Below are 15,063 nucleotides of genomic sequence, written 5' to 3' on the forward strand. Positions count from 1 at the left end.
AATGCTCACTCCTTCTTTTTATAGTTTCTGGTCTTTAATGATGGTACGTGCGAATACTTTGTCTTCCGATGGGACCCCTTGAAAAGCTGTCTCAGGATAAACTTCAACTAATTCCTTCAATGCCGCAATTTCTGAGTCCGTCAGCATCACATACTTCGTGATTTGCTTTTTGTCTGCCTGTACCATTTTCCCAGCATTTCCGATATTGACATATTCGATCGTGGAGACTTCTCTTGCGATCTTCAACGCATCCTCCACCGTTTTCACTAAGACCATCAGATTCATTTCACTGGCTTTTGGATTTTGCAGCAGCTTGATGGCACTGTCCACATCCTTGATAATTGATTTGACAGTTGACGGAACGGCCATTTGCAGCGCCATTTTTTGTGTCTCGTTGCCGGCTACCTCATCATTTGCAATGACTAATCCCTGTAATTTCAATTCCTTCGACCATACCATTGCGATTTGTCCATGGACAAGCCGTTCATCTACTCGTAATGCTTTAATCATGTTCATCTCTCCTCTTGAATGTTCTATTTATTAAGCAAAAAACTCTTCTTCACTAACTTCCTTATTGGGTAACGGTGCGACGATCTGCATCGCCTCTCTGGCTGAAGCAATCAGTTGTTTCAACCGTTCTTCTGTTAATTGATCTCTATTTAAGATGACCTCTAATACTAAAGATAGATTAAATCCCGCGATGATTTGAACCTCTTTTCCGACACTCTCTAGCAACACTTTCTGATTCACGCTGCCGCCAAATAAATCTGTAAAGACGATGGCTGCTTCTCCATTCAAGGAACCAAAAAATTGCTGCAGTTGGTCATCGATCGAAGGTTCCTCCTCAACATAGGCGGATAAATAAGTGATCGTCTCGTTGGGAATAAATAATTCCAATGTACTTTTTAAGCCTTTAGCAAACTTTCCATGTGTAGCGATCGCAATCTTTGTCATGCTATCCCTCCTTCTCACTTTATTAAAAGCAATTCCTGTGCCAATAATTTGATCCCTGTAAAATCAAGCACTGTTAAGCACAAAAAAATAGTGCTTAACGAAACAAGCACTATTTTAAGCAGATATTAAAAATGCATTCTCAACAATTCATACATCAAAGACAGCTCATAATCATCGACCGAAATATTGTATTTCTTCTCCACCGCGTAAAAAATGTTTTTAGAAACGTCGTAAAATTCCTTTTTCTCCGTCCCTAACTCTTCTGGTAAATTTTCTTCTTCAGTATTCACCATCAAACGCTCGATCATCAAGGCAATGTGCATGGAAATATTCAGCAAGTCGCGACCTGCCAGCTTCAGCTCATAATACTGTTCATATTTTTCAACGATTTCCTGGACCTCCTGGATCACGATTTTAGGATTCAGGAATTGAAGACGCGCACCGATCCCCTCCAAGGTGAAGAATTGCAATAGCTGTTCTAGCAATGTGCTGCAGTTTTCTTCCGTTTCCCCATTTTGCATCAGAGAACGCTTCAGTTCATCCGCTCCAGTTTGCTCCATCACGTCATAAATATTTACTATCGACAGCCCTTCAAAAGACTCAATGTCGGTGGTCGTTAAAATCAATTGCGTATTTGAGAAATACTCCAGGTCATGGGAATTTAACGTATGCTTCAAATCTTTATAATCCATGGTGATGATCTCGGTTTCCTCATGCAAGCAGTGCGTCATGATCCGCTTGATCTCCTCAGACAATCCTACACCGGACATACAGGAAACAATGATGTTTTTATTTTGCGAAATGCCCTCATAATACTGAACATTCGTCAGCTCCTTGTAGCCCTCAGCCTTCGCCGCGATTTCTTTGAAGGATAGCTGCTGCTGCACCTTCAGGCCAATATCCAAAGCCATCGCTGTCGTTACATTATTGATCACCATCAAGTCTGCATCGGAATGCTTCTTGATTTCCTTATACATCTGGCTCAAGGACCCCATATCAAAAAGAAGAATGACCTCTTGATGCTGCTTGGTCTGTTTTTGGATAAACTTGGTTACCTCTGAAATGATCTGTTGGATGGAGGCATCGATCGGCATATCAAAGGCTTCAAATAAATAGTTCTGACAAAGATTGTTGACGACCGCTTGAATGCTGGATGCCATACTTCCATGGGATAGTAACAAACAAAGGAATGGGACCCTTTCGATCTCATGGGATTCCTCCCCAATCAAAATAAACAGAAATAAGCAAATCAGATAGTCGATGCCTTCTGAAGGTAGCGTCATTGAACTGCTTAACCCATCAATAAATTCACCAATCAAATAAAAAGATCGCGGGTATCGTTCCTTGACAAGCAGGATCACATCCGTCTTCAGCACTGGCTTTTCACTCGATTCAACAAACAGGTACAAGATCAATGCCGCTTGCTGCAGCGATTCTTCACTCAATGTTGAAAAAATACCATAGCGCCCACGATGCAGAACACTTTGATGTCGGAGCTTCTCCAGATAGCTCGCCACGATCAAGGTCGTTAAATCAGAATGATCCAACTGCCTTCGGATTTTTTTGATCTCCGTTTGAATCAAAAAGCGGCATTCGTTGATTTCTGTGATTTTTTCTGGAAGTAAAACAGCCTCCAGTAACTGCACCAAACGGTTCTCAAAGAAATGATCGATCGTCGAATCGCTATTCGTTTCATTTGAGATCTGGATCGTCCCTTCTTTTTCCGAACCGATAGTGATCGTCGTCTGTTCTTTTTGCTCCATAAAAGCGCGAGCACACTGAAGGCGAACACGATTTTTTAAATCTCCTAGATTCCCCTTATACGGACGGTTCACTAATTGAAACAATTCCGACAAACTAAGAGTGAAATGCTTTTCTAAATTTTTTGACTCTTCTATGAAATTACTTAAGGTAATCTTCAAGCGTTCATGAATGGGTCGCTCATGAAACGCTGGCAAATGAACGACCATCGGAACTCTGCGACGAAAAGTACGCAACAATGTGTCATCTAAAGATTCTGTCGTTGCGAAAATAAAACGCACATTCACTTGAATCGCTTGGTCCTTTTCTCCCAAGGGGTAATACTTCCCTAAATCTAATAAGGTGAATAACTTCTCTTGATTCTCACTATTCAAGCGATGCACCTCATCTAAAAAAAGGTAGCCGCCATCCGCCTGCTTTACCAATCCTTCGGTATCCTGATCTGCGCCCGTGAAGGCCCCTTTACGGTATCCAAATAAAACAGAAGAAAGCAGCTCGGGATTATTGGCGTAATCGGCACAATTCAACGTCACAAATCGCCCCGTCGTCTCGATGACTTCTTGACTGATCGCATAATCGTGGATCAATGTAGCCAGGTAACTCTTCCCCACTCCAGATTCGCCAGTGATCAAAACCGGGAAGCCTTTCGGTGGATAGGTTACTGCTGCTTTGCATTGATCGATCTCTTCCTTCAGGCTGCCTTCAGTCCCTATAAACGCCGAAAATGGATCAGCGGACGCTTTCTTTGGCAGCCAATAAACAGGACGCGTCCCATATTTGCTGACTAATCCCTCTTCCAAAAGCTGGGATAAATAAGTCGTTACGACATTTCTGCTCAAACCTGTACTTTCAGCGATCTCTGAAGTAGTGACTTGTTTCTGCTGTATAGACAGCTCTTCTAAATGATCGTAAATCACGTATCTTGAACGCTTCATTTCATCACCTCTGACCACTTTTTTCAGTAATGATCTTTCTCACTTTAACACTTCTTCTAGTTAAAAATTAAAAGACCCTTTAAAATCAATTAGAAGCAATCGAAAGAAAAATGTCAAGTGAAGTTCAAAATTTTCTCTGATCGAACCTCTCTGAAGGATTGATAATTGATTCTTAATTAGATATAATTTCCATATAGAAACTATTTAAGGAGTGTTTTACATGTCGAATCTAAAAGCGGCTTTGATCCAACTGCAATGTGAATTTGTCGCGGAGCGGAATCGTGTCAATCCTAACGGTCTTTCTTGGCTGCAATACGATATCTTGCATTTATTGCAGCAAAAAGGACCGGCCTCTCCTTCCCAATTATCTGAAAAATTGCAGATACGTCCCTCCAAATTTTCCAAAGCGGTCAAAGAGTTAAAGGAAAAACACTATGTCACGCAAACCATCAGCGAAGAGGATGGCCGTGGATTACGGACACAGATCTCCAACACTGGCTTGACTTTTCTTGATTCGATCGATGCAGGACATTCCGCGCTCTATGAAACGGCGATTGAACATCTTTCTCCCGAAGAACAGCGGTGTTTCACTCAGTTAGCGAATAAACTAAGCTCTGCTCTCGAACAGGAAAGGACGCGAAAGGAATGACAAAAGCCATCACGATTCATGGTGCCAGAAGCAACAATTTAAAGAATGTCTCTGTCTCCATTCCAAAAGGAAAAATCACCGTCGTTACAGGACTTTCCGGTTCAGGGAAATCTTCTCTTGTCTTTGATACTTTGGCTGCGGAGTCGCAGCGCTTATTGAATGAAACTTACTCTAGTTACATCCAGCAGCTTCTCCCCCACTATGAACGGCCCATCGTCGATCGCTTAGAGAATCTGCCCGTGTCCATCGTGATTGATCAAAAGAAAATCGGCGGAACTATTCGCTCAACGGTGGGAACGGCTACGGACATCTACGCGTCGCTGCGATTGCTTTATTCTCGAATCGCCCGCCCCTTTATCGGGTATTCCATGATCTACTCTTTTAACAATCCATCAGGGATGTGCCCGGTCTGTCAGGGAACCGGCGAGCAGCTTGTCTTTGATTACTCGCAGCTTCTTGATCTGGATCGCTCGTTAAACGAAGGCGCGATTCAATTTCCGACATTTCAACCGGGTGGCTGGCGGTTGACGCGTTATACAGAGTCAGGCTATTTTGATAATCAGAAAAAATTAAGTGAATTTTCTACTGCTGAGATGGAAAAATTACTTTACGATCCAGGCAGTAAGCCTGAGCATGCGTCAGAAAAATTTCCTAAGACGGGGCTCTATACTGGCGTGATCGACCGCATTCAAAAGACCATTATTGAAAAAGGGGCCAAACAATATCAGAAAGACATTGATCGGGTAACCACAACCACCGAGTGTCCAGAATGTCAGGGCTCTCGCGTCAATGAACGCGTGCGCTCAGCCAAGATAAATGGGGTTTCGATTGCGGAGTGCGTGAAGATGCCTATTCAGGATTTATTGAATTTTTTGAATACGATTGAAAGTGACCAAGTGGCGTCGATTTTGAAGGATTTAAGAAATCGTTTGGGGACCATGCTTTCGGTGGGATTGGATTATTTAACGTTAGGAAGAACGACTGGAACGTTATCTGGCGGTGAATCGCAGCGTTTGAAAATGACGAAACATTTGAATAGTTCTCTTTCTGATGTTCTCTATATTTTTGACGAGCCCAGTGTCGGTCTTCACCCTGAAGATATTCTCGGTATCAACAACATCTTTTTATCCTTGAAGAAAAAAGGCAATACGGTCGTTATAGTAGACCACGATCCCGACACGATCAAACTGGCGGATTTTATCGTTGAGCTCGGTCCTGGAGCCGGAAAAAATGGCGGAAATATCACGTTTCAAGGAGACTTTTTAACGTTTTTACATTCCGACACGGTCACAGCAAAAGTTTTTAAAAAGACTCATGTCTTTAATACAAAAAAACAAACGTATTCTGACTTTTTTACTTTAGAGGATGTGAGTGCCCATAATATCAACCACCAATCGGCTAAACTTCCGAAAGGAGCGTTGACCGCTGTTACGGGATTGGCAGGGTCTGGGAAAAGTACATTAATCCGAACGCTTTTCAAAAGGAAGTATCCTGAAGCTGTCAGTTTCGATCAAACGCCTATTAGAGGAAGCAACCGGTCGAATGTATTGACCTATCTTGGGGTATTCGACACGATCCGACAGTCTTATGCAAAAATCTCTGGACGGTCTGCTTCCCTTTTTACCTTTAACGGCGCTGGTGCGTGCCCTGAATGTAAAGGAAAAGGCTATATCACTTACGATCTGGCGTATATGGGAGATGTTCGACAGGAATGTGAGAAATGCCAGGGAAAAAGATACAATCAAGAAGCGCTGTCCTACCGTTGGCAAGGGTACACGATCGATGAGCTATTTCAATTGACTGTTTCAGAAGCAGAACAACGCCTCTCGATCCCCGAGCTTTCCTCTTGCTTGAGGGTTCTGAGTGAAGCAAATTTGGGGTATATGACTTTAGGTCAAAGCTTGGATACGTTGTCAGGCGGGGAACGCCAACGTTTGAAGATCGCGGCGATGTTGTTGAAGCAGAAGGCAGCGGATTCCTCGATTTTTATTTTTGATGAACCCAGCACAGGGCTTCATGAAGAGGACATCACTCATTTACTGACGCTTCTAAACAAACTAAAGCACAATGGAAATACCGTGATCGTTTTAGAACACACGCTCTCCATCATCAGTCAGGCCGATTGGATCATTGATCTCGGTCCACGCGGCGGGACGAATGGCGGGCAGGTTCTTTTTCAAGGATACCCTTCTGACCTGTTGAATTGCGATCGTTCCTATACCGCCAAACATTTAAAAAACTATTTGAACCAATAAAAAAGCGAGGGTTGAATCGTCACTTAAAGTGATCTCAGCCCTCGTTTCGTTTATTTTTCTAATACATAATACTTTGCGTTACTTTGTTTTGTACTCTGTAAAACAAGGTTTGTTTGTGTTTCTGTTGGGTAATAATTGGCGGTGAGCACCGTTTTTCCGCCATTCACAAAGATTTCGCAGGTGGAGCGGTCAACGAAAAGAGCCAATTTCAACGATTCATTCACAGGGATTCTGCTTTCTCGTGTCTCTCCAAATTCTGGATCGAGGGGATACTGTGTTTTGCTGCGATCGAGTTGGAGCGTTCCTTTTGCCGTATCGTAGCTCAAAACGAGCGCCTGCTCACCAGTCGAATCCGAAAAGATGCGAATGCTTCCTTGACAGTCTGCCGGAATAGCTACTTGCAGCTCATAGGTATTGGTGGTTTCTGTGACATTTTTTACCATTGCCGCCAAATCAAGTACCTCTTCTGATTGCCGCAAATAAGTGGTTTCGATCACCGGGTATTGATAGAGTTTTCCTTCTCGGATCGTCAGCTCTTTTACCAGACTCAAGCTGTGTGCCCAACCTTCTTCAAAGGTCGGATAGTGCATTTCCGGCAAACCGATCCAGCCGACACTCAAACAACGGCCGTCTGGATCAGTAAACGCTTGTGTCGCGTAGAGGTCAAATCCCTCATCTAACACCCGCTGCGTTTGCGGATTTTTTAGTTCATTAGTGGATTCTAAGTAGTCTTCCGCCAAAATATACGTGTTTGGATAAATATTTTGATAATTCAAGCTCTTTTTGTCCAGTCCCTGCGGACACAGCAGCAAGAGCGTTTTCCCCTCTAGGAACAGCAGATTAGGACATTCCACCATAAAACCTAGATCTTCGTCAATTTTCATTGGTCCTTGATACTCCCACTCCGTCAACTCCTTACTGCTGAATACCAGCACTTCCCCTTTTTCAACGGTCGTCTGACCACCGATAATCATGAGATAGCCTTCTTTGTAACGGATGATCTGGGGATCTCGAAAATGAGCGGTGATTCCTGCAGGCGGCTGATCGATCAAGGGGTTCGATTCTTTCTCGATATTCCCATCCGCAGCCATCCAGGCACCTAATTGGTAGCTCTGGCGCTCCCATGCCTCATCGCGAACATTTCCTGTATAGGCCAAAAATAATTCTTCCCCCACGGGTATCCCGCTGCCAGAATAGGCCCCATGAGAATCATACGAGCTCGATGGCTCAATGGTGCCTTCTTCCGATTCCCAATGGATCAGATCCTTCGAAGCGACATGATGCCAAGACTTCAAGCCATGCACAGGGCCAAAGGGAAAGGACTGATAAAACAAGTGCCATTTCCCATTGAAAAAGCTGAACCCGTTTGGATCATTTAAAAGACCTGTTTCCGGTTGAACATGGTAATTCAGGCGCCAAGTGGATTGCTTGACGCAGGTTTCTACTTTTTTTATATAATCGTCGTCCCACTCTCGGTACGGGCGGTAACGCATTTCTTGTGTCCATTCCATCTGGCTGCTCCTACGATCCTAAAATTGGCAATACATAATCTTGGTTGTATTCCAATCCGGAGATTTTTTCTTTTGAATCGGTGATGATCACCATGACGGTTGCATCTTTGCCATGTTCAGCGATCATCTTCAAATTAATAGACCCGATCGCTTGCCCTTGTTCCACCCGTTCGCCTTCTTTGATCGTAAGTGTAAAGGGAGCTCCCTTCAATTCAACGGTATCGATTCCTAAATGAAGCAGTAATTCCATGCCGTCTTCTGTTACGAAGCCGATGGCGTGCTTCGTAGGCGCAATCATTTTTACGGTTCCAGAAATAGGCGCCTTGATTGTTTCTTTGTTTGGTAAAACTGCGAAGCCTTCCCCCATCATTTTGCTGGCGAATACTTGATCGTTCACCTCTGTAATAGGGATGATTTCTCCTTCAATGGGAGAATAGACTTTGACATTTTTCACGCTTCCTTGTGTTTTGGCGACTTTTTCAGTCGGTTCACTCTTTTTAATCACAATCACATTCGTCAAGATAAACGCTAATACAAAGGTCGCGATCCCGACGACGACATACGTGATCACCTGATACGGATCGTAGATATACATCAAGGGTGACAGTAATACGGCTAACCCATAACTATTGGCTTGAATCCCTAATAAGGAAAGAACCATTCCGCCGATTGCTGAACTTCCCAACATCACTAAGATCGCTTTCATTCCCGTGCGCATCACGACACCGAATAAGGCCGGTTCACTGACCCCAAGCATTTGAGTGATCGTCGCTGAGACCCCTGCTGTTTTAACAGAAGCATTTTTCGTTCGTAAAGCGATCGCCAAACACACCGCCGCATTCGCAAAACCATACATCGCGCAAACTGTGATCAATGGATTGAAGCCTGTCGTCGCGATCAGAGACGTTTCGATCATGATGAACATATGATGCATCCCTGTCATTACGGCGATCGGGTACAAGAAACCGATGATCAAACCGCCGATGCCAAATGGCAAATGCAAGAAGAGTTCAATGACCTTGACCGCCTGCCCTTCAAAGGCGTGAACGATCGGACCTAAGACGAATAACGCAACAAATACAGAAACCAAAATCACGACAAACGGCGTAAAGATCAGATCCATCGCATTCGGCATGACCTTACGTAGTTTTTTCTCAAGCGTTGCACCGATCATCCCGGTGATCAAGGCGGTCAAGATCGACCCTTGATATCCGACTAATGGGATCACCCCGAAAGCCATGATCGGTTCTGCTGTTCCGCCTGCGACCGCATAGGCATTCGGCAGAGCTGGAGACACCAGCATCAATCCAATCAAGAAACCAATGATCGGCAACCCGCCAAACTTCTTAAATGCCGACCAACAAATAAACGCCGTCAAGAAACCAAAAGCCGTATCTGTCAAAACAGTCACTGAGGCACTCAACCACTCTGGGATACTGTTTGGCGTCAGCCCCATCGCATGAAGAACGGTTTCATTAAATAGAACACCCTTTAATCCAAGAAAAAGGCCCGTCGCGCCAAGAATCGGGATGATTGGAACAAAGATATCCGCAATATTTCGTACGGCCCGTTGCAACGGAGACGAATCGTCTTTTGCCATTTGATCTTTGGATACTTCATCAAACGCGTAGATCGATTGCAACGCATCATACACTTTATTGACGATCCCTGTTCCTAAAATAATCTGGTATTGCCCAGCATTGTAAAAGACCCCTTTGACTTCTTCGACTTGCTCAACTTGGCTGTCATCAATAGCTTTGCGGTCCTTCACCTGCAAACGCAGACGGGTCGCGCAGTGCGTAGCAGAGACAATGTTGTCTTCTCCTACGACTGCGACAATTTTTTTAGCGATCTCTTGATAGTTTGTATTAGTCATGGTTTCCACCCTTTCTGATGACAACCGTCTGATACGGTTGCAGCATATATGTGCCCTCCGACTTCCTTAGCTCGGGGTAATTGTTCAACAACACATCACCTGAAGCGACGATTGTCTGCTCCTGATTGCTGAGATTGACAAACACTTGAATCGTTTCTTCGCCGATGCGTTCATAGCCTATGACCGCATCCGCCGTTTCCACTGGTGAGAAGGCGCCATAGATCAGTGTTTTACGATAAGCTGAGTGATTTCTCAACTGAATCATCTGTTGATAATAGGAAAAAATCGAGTCTGAATGATTCATTTGATCCGCCGCATTGACCGCTGCCTGATCCCCCGTCAATTTCAACCAAGCATTGCCTGATTTATTGAAGCCGGCATTTGTCGAAGCATCCCATTGGAACGGCGTCCGGTTGTTGTCTCTTGAACGCTGATTGACAAAGGTCAAGGCCTCTTTTTCAGAGAACCCTTCTAATAATGAGCGATGGTAATTATCGATGCTTGAGACATCATTGAAATCATCGATCGTTGTTCGCTGAAAGTTTTTCATGCCGATTTCCTGTCCTTGATAGATAAAGGGTGTGCCTCGTAAAAAGAAGAACAGTGTCCCTAAAGATTTAGCGCCAATCTCGTTTTGATACGTTTCATCCGTAATGTATTTCGATAAGGACCGCGGCTGATCATGATTTTCTAAAAAGTTTGCGCCCCACCCGCTTGACTGGATCGCCGACTGACTTTTGAATAGCAGCTCTTTTAGATCTTGCGGCTGCCAATTCGTTCGGCGGAACCATTCACTGCCATTTTCTACATCGATATCGGCATAATGAAAGTCAAAAATCATATTGAAATAGCCGTCTTCGCCAATGTACTGATCGTACTGCTCATAGGGAACACCTGGTGCCTCACCGACACTCACGCATTCATAATTTTGAAAGGTTTCACGATTGAGCTCTGCTAAAAATTTTTCGATTCCTGGACGATTTCTCGTTTTATTCTTCACGCTGCCTAACCCATCGCTGCCATCGACCGGGACATCGCCGTAATCTTGATCTTTTTTTACAAAGGTGATGGAATCAATCCGAAAACCTGCGATCCCTTTAGACAGCCACCAATTGATCATGTCATAAATTTCCTGCCTCAACACAGGATTTTCCCAATTTAAATCCGGTTGTCTTTTATCAAAGGTATGGAAGTAATAGGTATTTTCTTCATTTGGAACAGGCTCCCAAACACTGCCGCCGAAAATCGACCGCCAATTATTCGGCGGGTTGCCGTCTTTCCCCTTTTTAAAAATATAGTAGTCACGGTATGGACTCTCCGCATCTGCCAACGCCTGCTGGAACCATTCATGCTCATCCGAGGAATGGTTCACCACAAGATCCAGAATAAGCTTGATCCCTCTCGCTTTTGCTGCTTCGATCAGTTCCGTTAAGTCCGCCATCGTGCCAAATTCTTTTTGGATACCTTTATAATCAGCTATATCGTAGCCATTATCAACCATTGGCGAAGTAAAAATCGGACAAATCCACAACATGGTCACACCAAGCGCGTCTAAATAGTCCAGTTTTTGTGTGATCCCTTTGATGTCACCGATCCCATCTCCATCACTGTCATAAAAACTTTTCGGATAAATTTGATAAACGACTTCTTCCTTCCAGAAATTCTGAGCTTCCTTCTTCAACGGTGTATCCTTCAATATCATTTCCATGAATTTCTCTCCTTTTTGTGGTATCGATACCACATTTCTTTCAAAAAAATCTGCTTAGGCAGATTTCCGTATAATCAATTTTAATGCCAATTCTGTTTCATCAAGCTGATAGTCTTTTTCTTCCATTTTGGCGATCAGCCAATTCGTGGATTCTTTCCCTAATGCTTCTACAGGCTGCGCGATCGTTGTCAACGGTACGGCCAGCATTCCTGTGAAGGGTTGATTATCAAAGCCCATGATTGCTAAATCTTCCGGCACTCGTTTGCCCTTTTCGAGATAACGTTCCAAAATACCGCTCGCCACCTCATCACTACTAGTAAAAACAGCGTCGGGGCGGTGGTCTTCTGGTAAGGACAATAGCTTGTCCGCCACTCGCTTTCCGTCCTCGATCGTATGGACTTGCTTAAAGATCCAGTCGATTTTCATTGAAAGCTGATGGCTACTTAACGCCCGTTCAAATCCTTCGGTCCGCGAATTTCCGTGCCCGCCTCGCGTCAACGTCCCGCCTGTACAGTAGGCGATCTTTTGATACCCTTTTTTTATTAAATAATCCGTTGCTTCAAAGCTCGCAGCCTCCTGATCAGTGTAAACCTGCGGAAGATCCGATCCCGGGATTTGTTCATTGCAGAGAACGATGGGACCATACTCGCGATACGCTTCAATGATTTTGGGATCGCCTTCGATGGAACACATGATCAGGCCAGCGATCACCTGCTGCTTCAGCATCTCAAGCATGTTCGTCTCCGCTTTTTTATCGTCATACGTCTGCATCACCAGCACATTGTAGCCATGGGAACGGGCACTCTTTTCAATCGAATCGACCAAGTGGGAAAAAAATGGATTAACGATACGAGAAACTAAAATCCCGATCATCGTCCCCTTCTTTGAGCGCAATTGCGTCGCCACAGAACTCGGTGTATAATCCAGCTCCGCCATCGCGGATTGAATCCGTTTCCGTTTGTCTTCAGAAATATACGGGTGATTGTTTAAATATCTTGAAACAGTTGAAACAGATAAGCCTGCTTTCTTCGCTACATCTTTGATGGTTGCCAATGTCTCACCGCCTTGTGGTATCGATTTCACAATTATCATACGATGTTTGAAACCGTTTGTCAACTAGAAACTCGAAAAAAATCTCCCTATCTTTCCTTTTTTCCTTCACTCCTAAAATGTATCTAAACCATTTACTTTCCTTTATAATAGAAGCAACTGAAATGGCGTTCCAAAAAAAGCTGCAGAAAGTGGGTTGTAACTTTGAAAAAGGAAGAAGGTAGTTCGTTGGCGATCGGTTTATCTTTGGGGTTGCTGTATGGACTTTTATTCGATAATTTAGCTTTAGGACTAGGACTAGGTGTTGCTTTTGGCGCATCGGGGGTCTTTGTCTCGAAGAAAAGAAAAAAATAAGCGCTATAAAAAGAAGTGCACTCCGAAAATCGCTGCTTTCAGAGTGCACTCTTTTTTTGGTGTTTTTAATTTTCCTGTTCACGATTTTGGGCAAGTTTCTCCGCGAATTGTTGTAAAAACGGCTCATAATCAACCGTTGAAAAATCAGTCACATCAAATTCAACTAGCGTACCCAATTGGAAATGGTTGTATCCTCGTGCTTCAATGATTTCTTGAAAGGCTTCTTGCGTAATCAAGTCATCCGCTTGTGTCCGATCTGCTAACACATCGCCAAAGTGATAGTGTGTCATGATGTGGCTCAAGTGACGGCTTGGCTCAATATCCCGAATTTTTCTTCGGGACCAAAGTTCATCAAAGTCGGCGACTAAGCGAATCGTCACCACCTCATAGCCGTAACGCTGCGCTAAATCCTCTAAATTCCCTTTTTGTTTATCACTGAAGGGATATTCAGAGACTACAAGGCGTTTTCCTGCCTTCATATACAGATCCAAAGCACTGTAATAGAATGCCCACACCTTTTTTTCCAGTTCTTTTTTCTCAACCAAATTTTCAAAACCGATAGTATCAGCGAAGATTTCCTTGCCTTCATCTGGTGTGACTAGGAAAAAATCTCCTAGTACCCGGCGCATTTCGTTGATCAAATAGGATTTCCCAGTTGCTGGACTGCCAGCGATCAAGATCAGATACTTTTTCATTTATTTTTGCATCGCCAACGGACTGTTCACATTCATGAACAAACCGATTTTATGTTTGACGATTTCTTTCACCGCTAAGTTCGCTGGGATCACGTTATGACGAAGGGATTTGTTCACTTCCGTTTCCCCAAAGGATTCCTTCGCCACCTTCGTCCAGTTGACTAACAGCTCTGTCCCAACATTGAATTTGCGAATCCCGTTATTGATCAGTTCTGGATAATCCTCTTCCTTCACACCTGTTCCTCCGTGAATCACTAAAGGCACGTCAACGACTTGATGAATCTCCTTCAACAATGGAATATTGACCTCTGTTTTTGATTTAAATTGCCCATGGTTCGTGCCAATGGCGATTGCCAACGCATCGATGTTCGTTTGCGCGACGAAGGCAACGGCATCTTCTGGCTTCGTGTAGACCTTGTCGTTCTCCGCCACAGAGATTCCTTCTTCTGTTCCGCCGATCGTACCTAGCTCGCCTTCCACCGAGACCCCTTTTGCATGCGCATACTCAACGACTGCTTTCGTTTTTGCGATATTTTCTTTAAAGGGCAAATGAGACCCGTCATACATCACGCTAGAATAGCCGGCATCGATCGCCGCCTTGATCTCATTGAAATCTCTTGCATGGTCCAAGTGCAAGGCAACGTCCACCAATTCAGTGTTGGCGATCTCTTTCACCACGGCCACCATCACATCATAGCCAATATATTTTGCCGTATCGATACTGGTTTGGATAATGATCGGCGAACCCATCTCTTTTGCTGCGCGGATCATTTCCGGCAACATCTCCAAATTATGAGTGTTGAACGCCCCAATCGTCATGTTTAATTCTTCTGCTGTTTGCGTTACTTCTTTTAGTGTTTTGTACATTTATCCGATACCTTCTTTTCATTTGATCGATCAGCCACTGATCGTTACTTTTTTGGCGATTTGTCGCATCTCATCCATTTTCCCCATGTATTTATCAATGCCTGCATCGTCTCCGTTACGTGCAGCTTCCGCCCGTTTTCCGTTGTAAAGACTCATTAATTTCTTGTACCCATCGCCGATCGTCAGCTTATGATCCAAACTTTTTTCTAACGTTTCGATTGCTGCATCGATTTGGTCCAACGCGGCATAAGTCAAGCCGAGTTTCTCATAGGCTCCAGCTATTTCCGTTTTTTCTACAGTCGCATCTTGCTCCAATGCGGCGATTTTTTCGATGAATTGATGCGCTTCTGTTTCTAGCCGCGCTCTTTCTTCTACTGAAAGTTCCTTCTTTTCTTCTATTTTTGCTGGTTTTTCTTTTTTCTTAAAAAAGCCAAACATCGCGAAACCT

General features: G+C 44.0%; 13 protein-coding genes. 3 read left to right on the plus strand and 10 right to left on the minus strand.

Annotated elements, in window-relative coordinates; translation table 11 throughout:
- Window positions 1-18: 18 nt before the first annotated feature.
- The 3 genes from I592_RS17950 to I592_RS17960 all read right to left on the minus strand — a co-directional run bounded on the left by I592_RS17950 (window position 19) and on the right by I592_RS17960 (window position 3,650).
- Window positions 19-510 carry a PTS sugar transporter subunit IIB gene (locus tag I592_RS17950; RefSeq protein ID WP_010779155.1) on the minus strand — a complete coding sequence of 164 codons (492 nt, stop codon included), beginning with the start codon at window positions 508-510 and terminating at the stop codon, window positions 19-21.
- Between the two features lie 30 nt (window positions 511-540).
- The gene (locus I592_RS17955; RefSeq protein ID WP_010779154.1) at window positions 541-954 is read right to left on the minus strand and encodes a PTS sugar transporter subunit IIA; all 414 of its coding nucleotides are present in this window, start codon (window positions 952-954) and stop codon (window positions 541-543) included.
- A 125-nt stretch (window positions 955-1,079) separates the two neighbouring features.
- Window positions 1,080-3,650: a sigma 54-interacting transcriptional regulator gene (locus tag I592_RS17960; RefSeq protein ID WP_010779153.1), complete on the minus strand. Its 2,571-nt coding sequence runs from the start codon at window positions 3,648-3,650 to the stop codon at window positions 1,080-1,082.
- A 220-nt stretch (window positions 3,651-3,870) separates the two neighbouring features.
- Between I592_RS17960 and I592_RS17965 the strand changes: the two genes are divergently transcribed.
- Complete coding sequence (locus tag I592_RS17965) at window positions 3,871-4,299, plus strand: MarR family winged helix-turn-helix transcriptional regulator (protein WP_010779152.1); 429 nt, start codon at window positions 3,871-3,873, stop codon at window positions 4,297-4,299.
- A complete protein-coding gene (locus I592_RS17970; RefSeq protein WP_010779151.1) occupies window positions 4,296-6,554 on the plus strand; it encodes an ATP-binding cassette domain-containing protein in 2,259 nt (752 codons plus the stop codon). The genes I592_RS17965 and I592_RS17970 overlap by 4 nt, the downstream gene beginning before the upstream one ends.
- A gap of 50 nt (window positions 6,555-6,604) precedes the next feature.
- Here the strand turns inward: I592_RS17970 and I592_RS17975 are convergent, their stop codons facing one another.
- The 4 genes from I592_RS17975 to I592_RS17990 are packed head-to-tail and all read right to left on the minus strand — an operon-like array spanning window position 6,605 to window position 12,702.
- Window positions 6,605-8,065 carry a sucrose-6-phosphate hydrolase gene (locus I592_RS17975; RefSeq protein ID WP_010779150.1) on the minus strand — a complete coding sequence of 487 codons (1,461 nt, stop codon included), beginning with the start codon at window positions 8,063-8,065 and terminating at the stop codon, window positions 6,605-6,607.
- Window positions 8,066-8,075: 10 nt separating this feature from the next.
- Window positions 8,076-9,941 (minus strand): PTS sucrose transporter subunit IIABC, encoded by a 1,866-nt coding sequence (locus I592_RS17980; protein ID WP_010779149.1) that lies wholly within the window; start codon window positions 9,939-9,941, stop codon window positions 8,076-8,078.
- Window positions 9,934-11,649 (minus strand): alpha-glucosidase, encoded by a 1,716-nt coding sequence (locus tag I592_RS17985; protein WP_010779148.1) that lies wholly within the window; start codon window positions 11,647-11,649, stop codon window positions 9,934-9,936. The genes I592_RS17980 and I592_RS17985 overlap by 8 nt, the downstream gene beginning before the upstream one ends.
- A gap of 54 nt (window positions 11,650-11,703) precedes the next feature.
- On the minus strand, window positions 11,704-12,702 hold the full coding sequence (locus I592_RS17990) for a LacI family DNA-binding transcriptional regulator (protein WP_010779147.1): 999 nt from the start codon (window positions 12,700-12,702) through the stop codon (window positions 11,704-11,706).
- A gap of 201 nt (window positions 12,703-12,903) precedes the next feature.
- On the opposite strand from I592_RS17990, the gene I592_RS21755 reads away from it, so the two are divergent.
- Window positions 12,904-13,053 carry a glycine zipper domain-containing protein gene (locus I592_RS21755; RefSeq protein ID WP_167540792.1) on the plus strand — a complete coding sequence of 50 codons (150 nt, stop codon included), beginning with the start codon at window positions 12,904-12,906 and terminating at the stop codon, window positions 13,051-13,053.
- A gap of 65 nt (window positions 13,054-13,118) precedes the next feature.
- On the opposite strand, the gene I592_RS17995 is transcribed toward I592_RS21755, so the two are convergent.
- From I592_RS17995 to I592_RS18005, 3 genes are read right to left on the minus strand one after another with little or no spacing between them, the layout of a single operon-like run.
- A complete protein-coding gene (locus I592_RS17995; RefSeq protein ID WP_010779146.1) occupies window positions 13,119-13,748 on the minus strand; it encodes an AAA family ATPase in 630 nt (209 codons plus the stop codon).
- Window positions 13,749-14,615, minus strand: coding sequence for a class II fructose-bisphosphate aldolase (locus tag I592_RS18000; RefSeq protein WP_010779145.1), 867 nt, complete (start codon window positions 14,613-14,615; stop codon window positions 13,749-13,751).
- A 30-nt stretch (window positions 14,616-14,645) separates the two neighbouring features.
- On the minus strand, window positions 14,646-15,053 hold the full coding sequence (locus tag I592_RS18005; RefSeq protein ID WP_010779144.1) for a hypothetical protein: 408 nt from the start codon (window positions 15,051-15,053) through the stop codon (window positions 14,646-14,648).
- Window positions 15,054-15,063 lie beyond the last annotated feature (10 nt).

It is taken from the genome of Enterococcus gilvus ATCC BAA-350, assembly GCF_000407545.1.
GTDB lineage: Bacteria > Bacillota > Bacilli > Lactobacillales > Enterococcaceae > Enterococcus_A > Enterococcus_A gilvus.

What these genes read in the sequence shown, in the direction of transcription:
- I592_RS17970 (WP_010779151.1), top strand. Translation starts at nt 4,296, where the DNA reads ATGACAAAAGCCATCACGATTCATGGTGCCAGAAGCAACAATTTAAAG.
- I592_RS17955 (WP_010779154.1), bottom strand. Translation starts at nt 954, where the DNA reads ATGACAAAGATTGCGATCGCTACACATGGAAAGTTTGCTAAAGGCTTA.
- I592_RS17965 (WP_010779152.1), top strand. Translation starts at nt 3,871, where the DNA reads ATGTCGAATCTAAAAGCGGCTTTGATCCAACTGCAATGTGAATTTGTC.
- I592_RS17985 (WP_010779148.1), bottom strand. Translation starts at nt 11,649, where the DNA reads ATGGAAATGATATTGAAGGATACACCGTTGAAGAAGGAAGCTCAGAAT.
- I592_RS17960 (WP_010779153.1), bottom strand. Translation starts at nt 3,650, where the DNA reads ATGAAGCGTTCAAGATACGTGATTTACGATCATTTAGAAGAGCTGTCT.
- I592_RS18005 (WP_010779144.1), bottom strand. Translation starts at nt 15,053, where the DNA reads ATGTTTGGCTTTTTTAAGAAAAAAGAAAAACCAGCAAAAATAGAAGAA.
- I592_RS17995 (WP_010779146.1), bottom strand. Translation starts at nt 13,748, where the DNA reads ATGAAAAAGTATCTGATCTTGATCGCTGGCAGTCCAGCAACTGGGAAA.
- I592_RS18000 (WP_010779145.1), bottom strand. Translation starts at nt 14,615, where the DNA reads ATGTACAAAACACTAAAAGAAGTAACGCAAACAGCAGAAGAATTAAAC.
- I592_RS17980 (WP_010779149.1), bottom strand. Translation starts at nt 9,941, where the DNA reads ATGACTAATACAAACTATCAAGAGATCGCTAAAAAAATTGTCGCAGTC.
- I592_RS17950 (WP_010779155.1), bottom strand. Translation starts at nt 510, where the DNA reads ATGATTAAAGCATTACGAGTAGATGAACGGCTTGTCCATGGACAAATC.
- I592_RS17975 (WP_010779150.1), bottom strand. Translation starts at nt 8,065, where the DNA reads ATGGAATGGACACAAGAAATGCGTTACCGCCCGTACCGAGAGTGGGAC.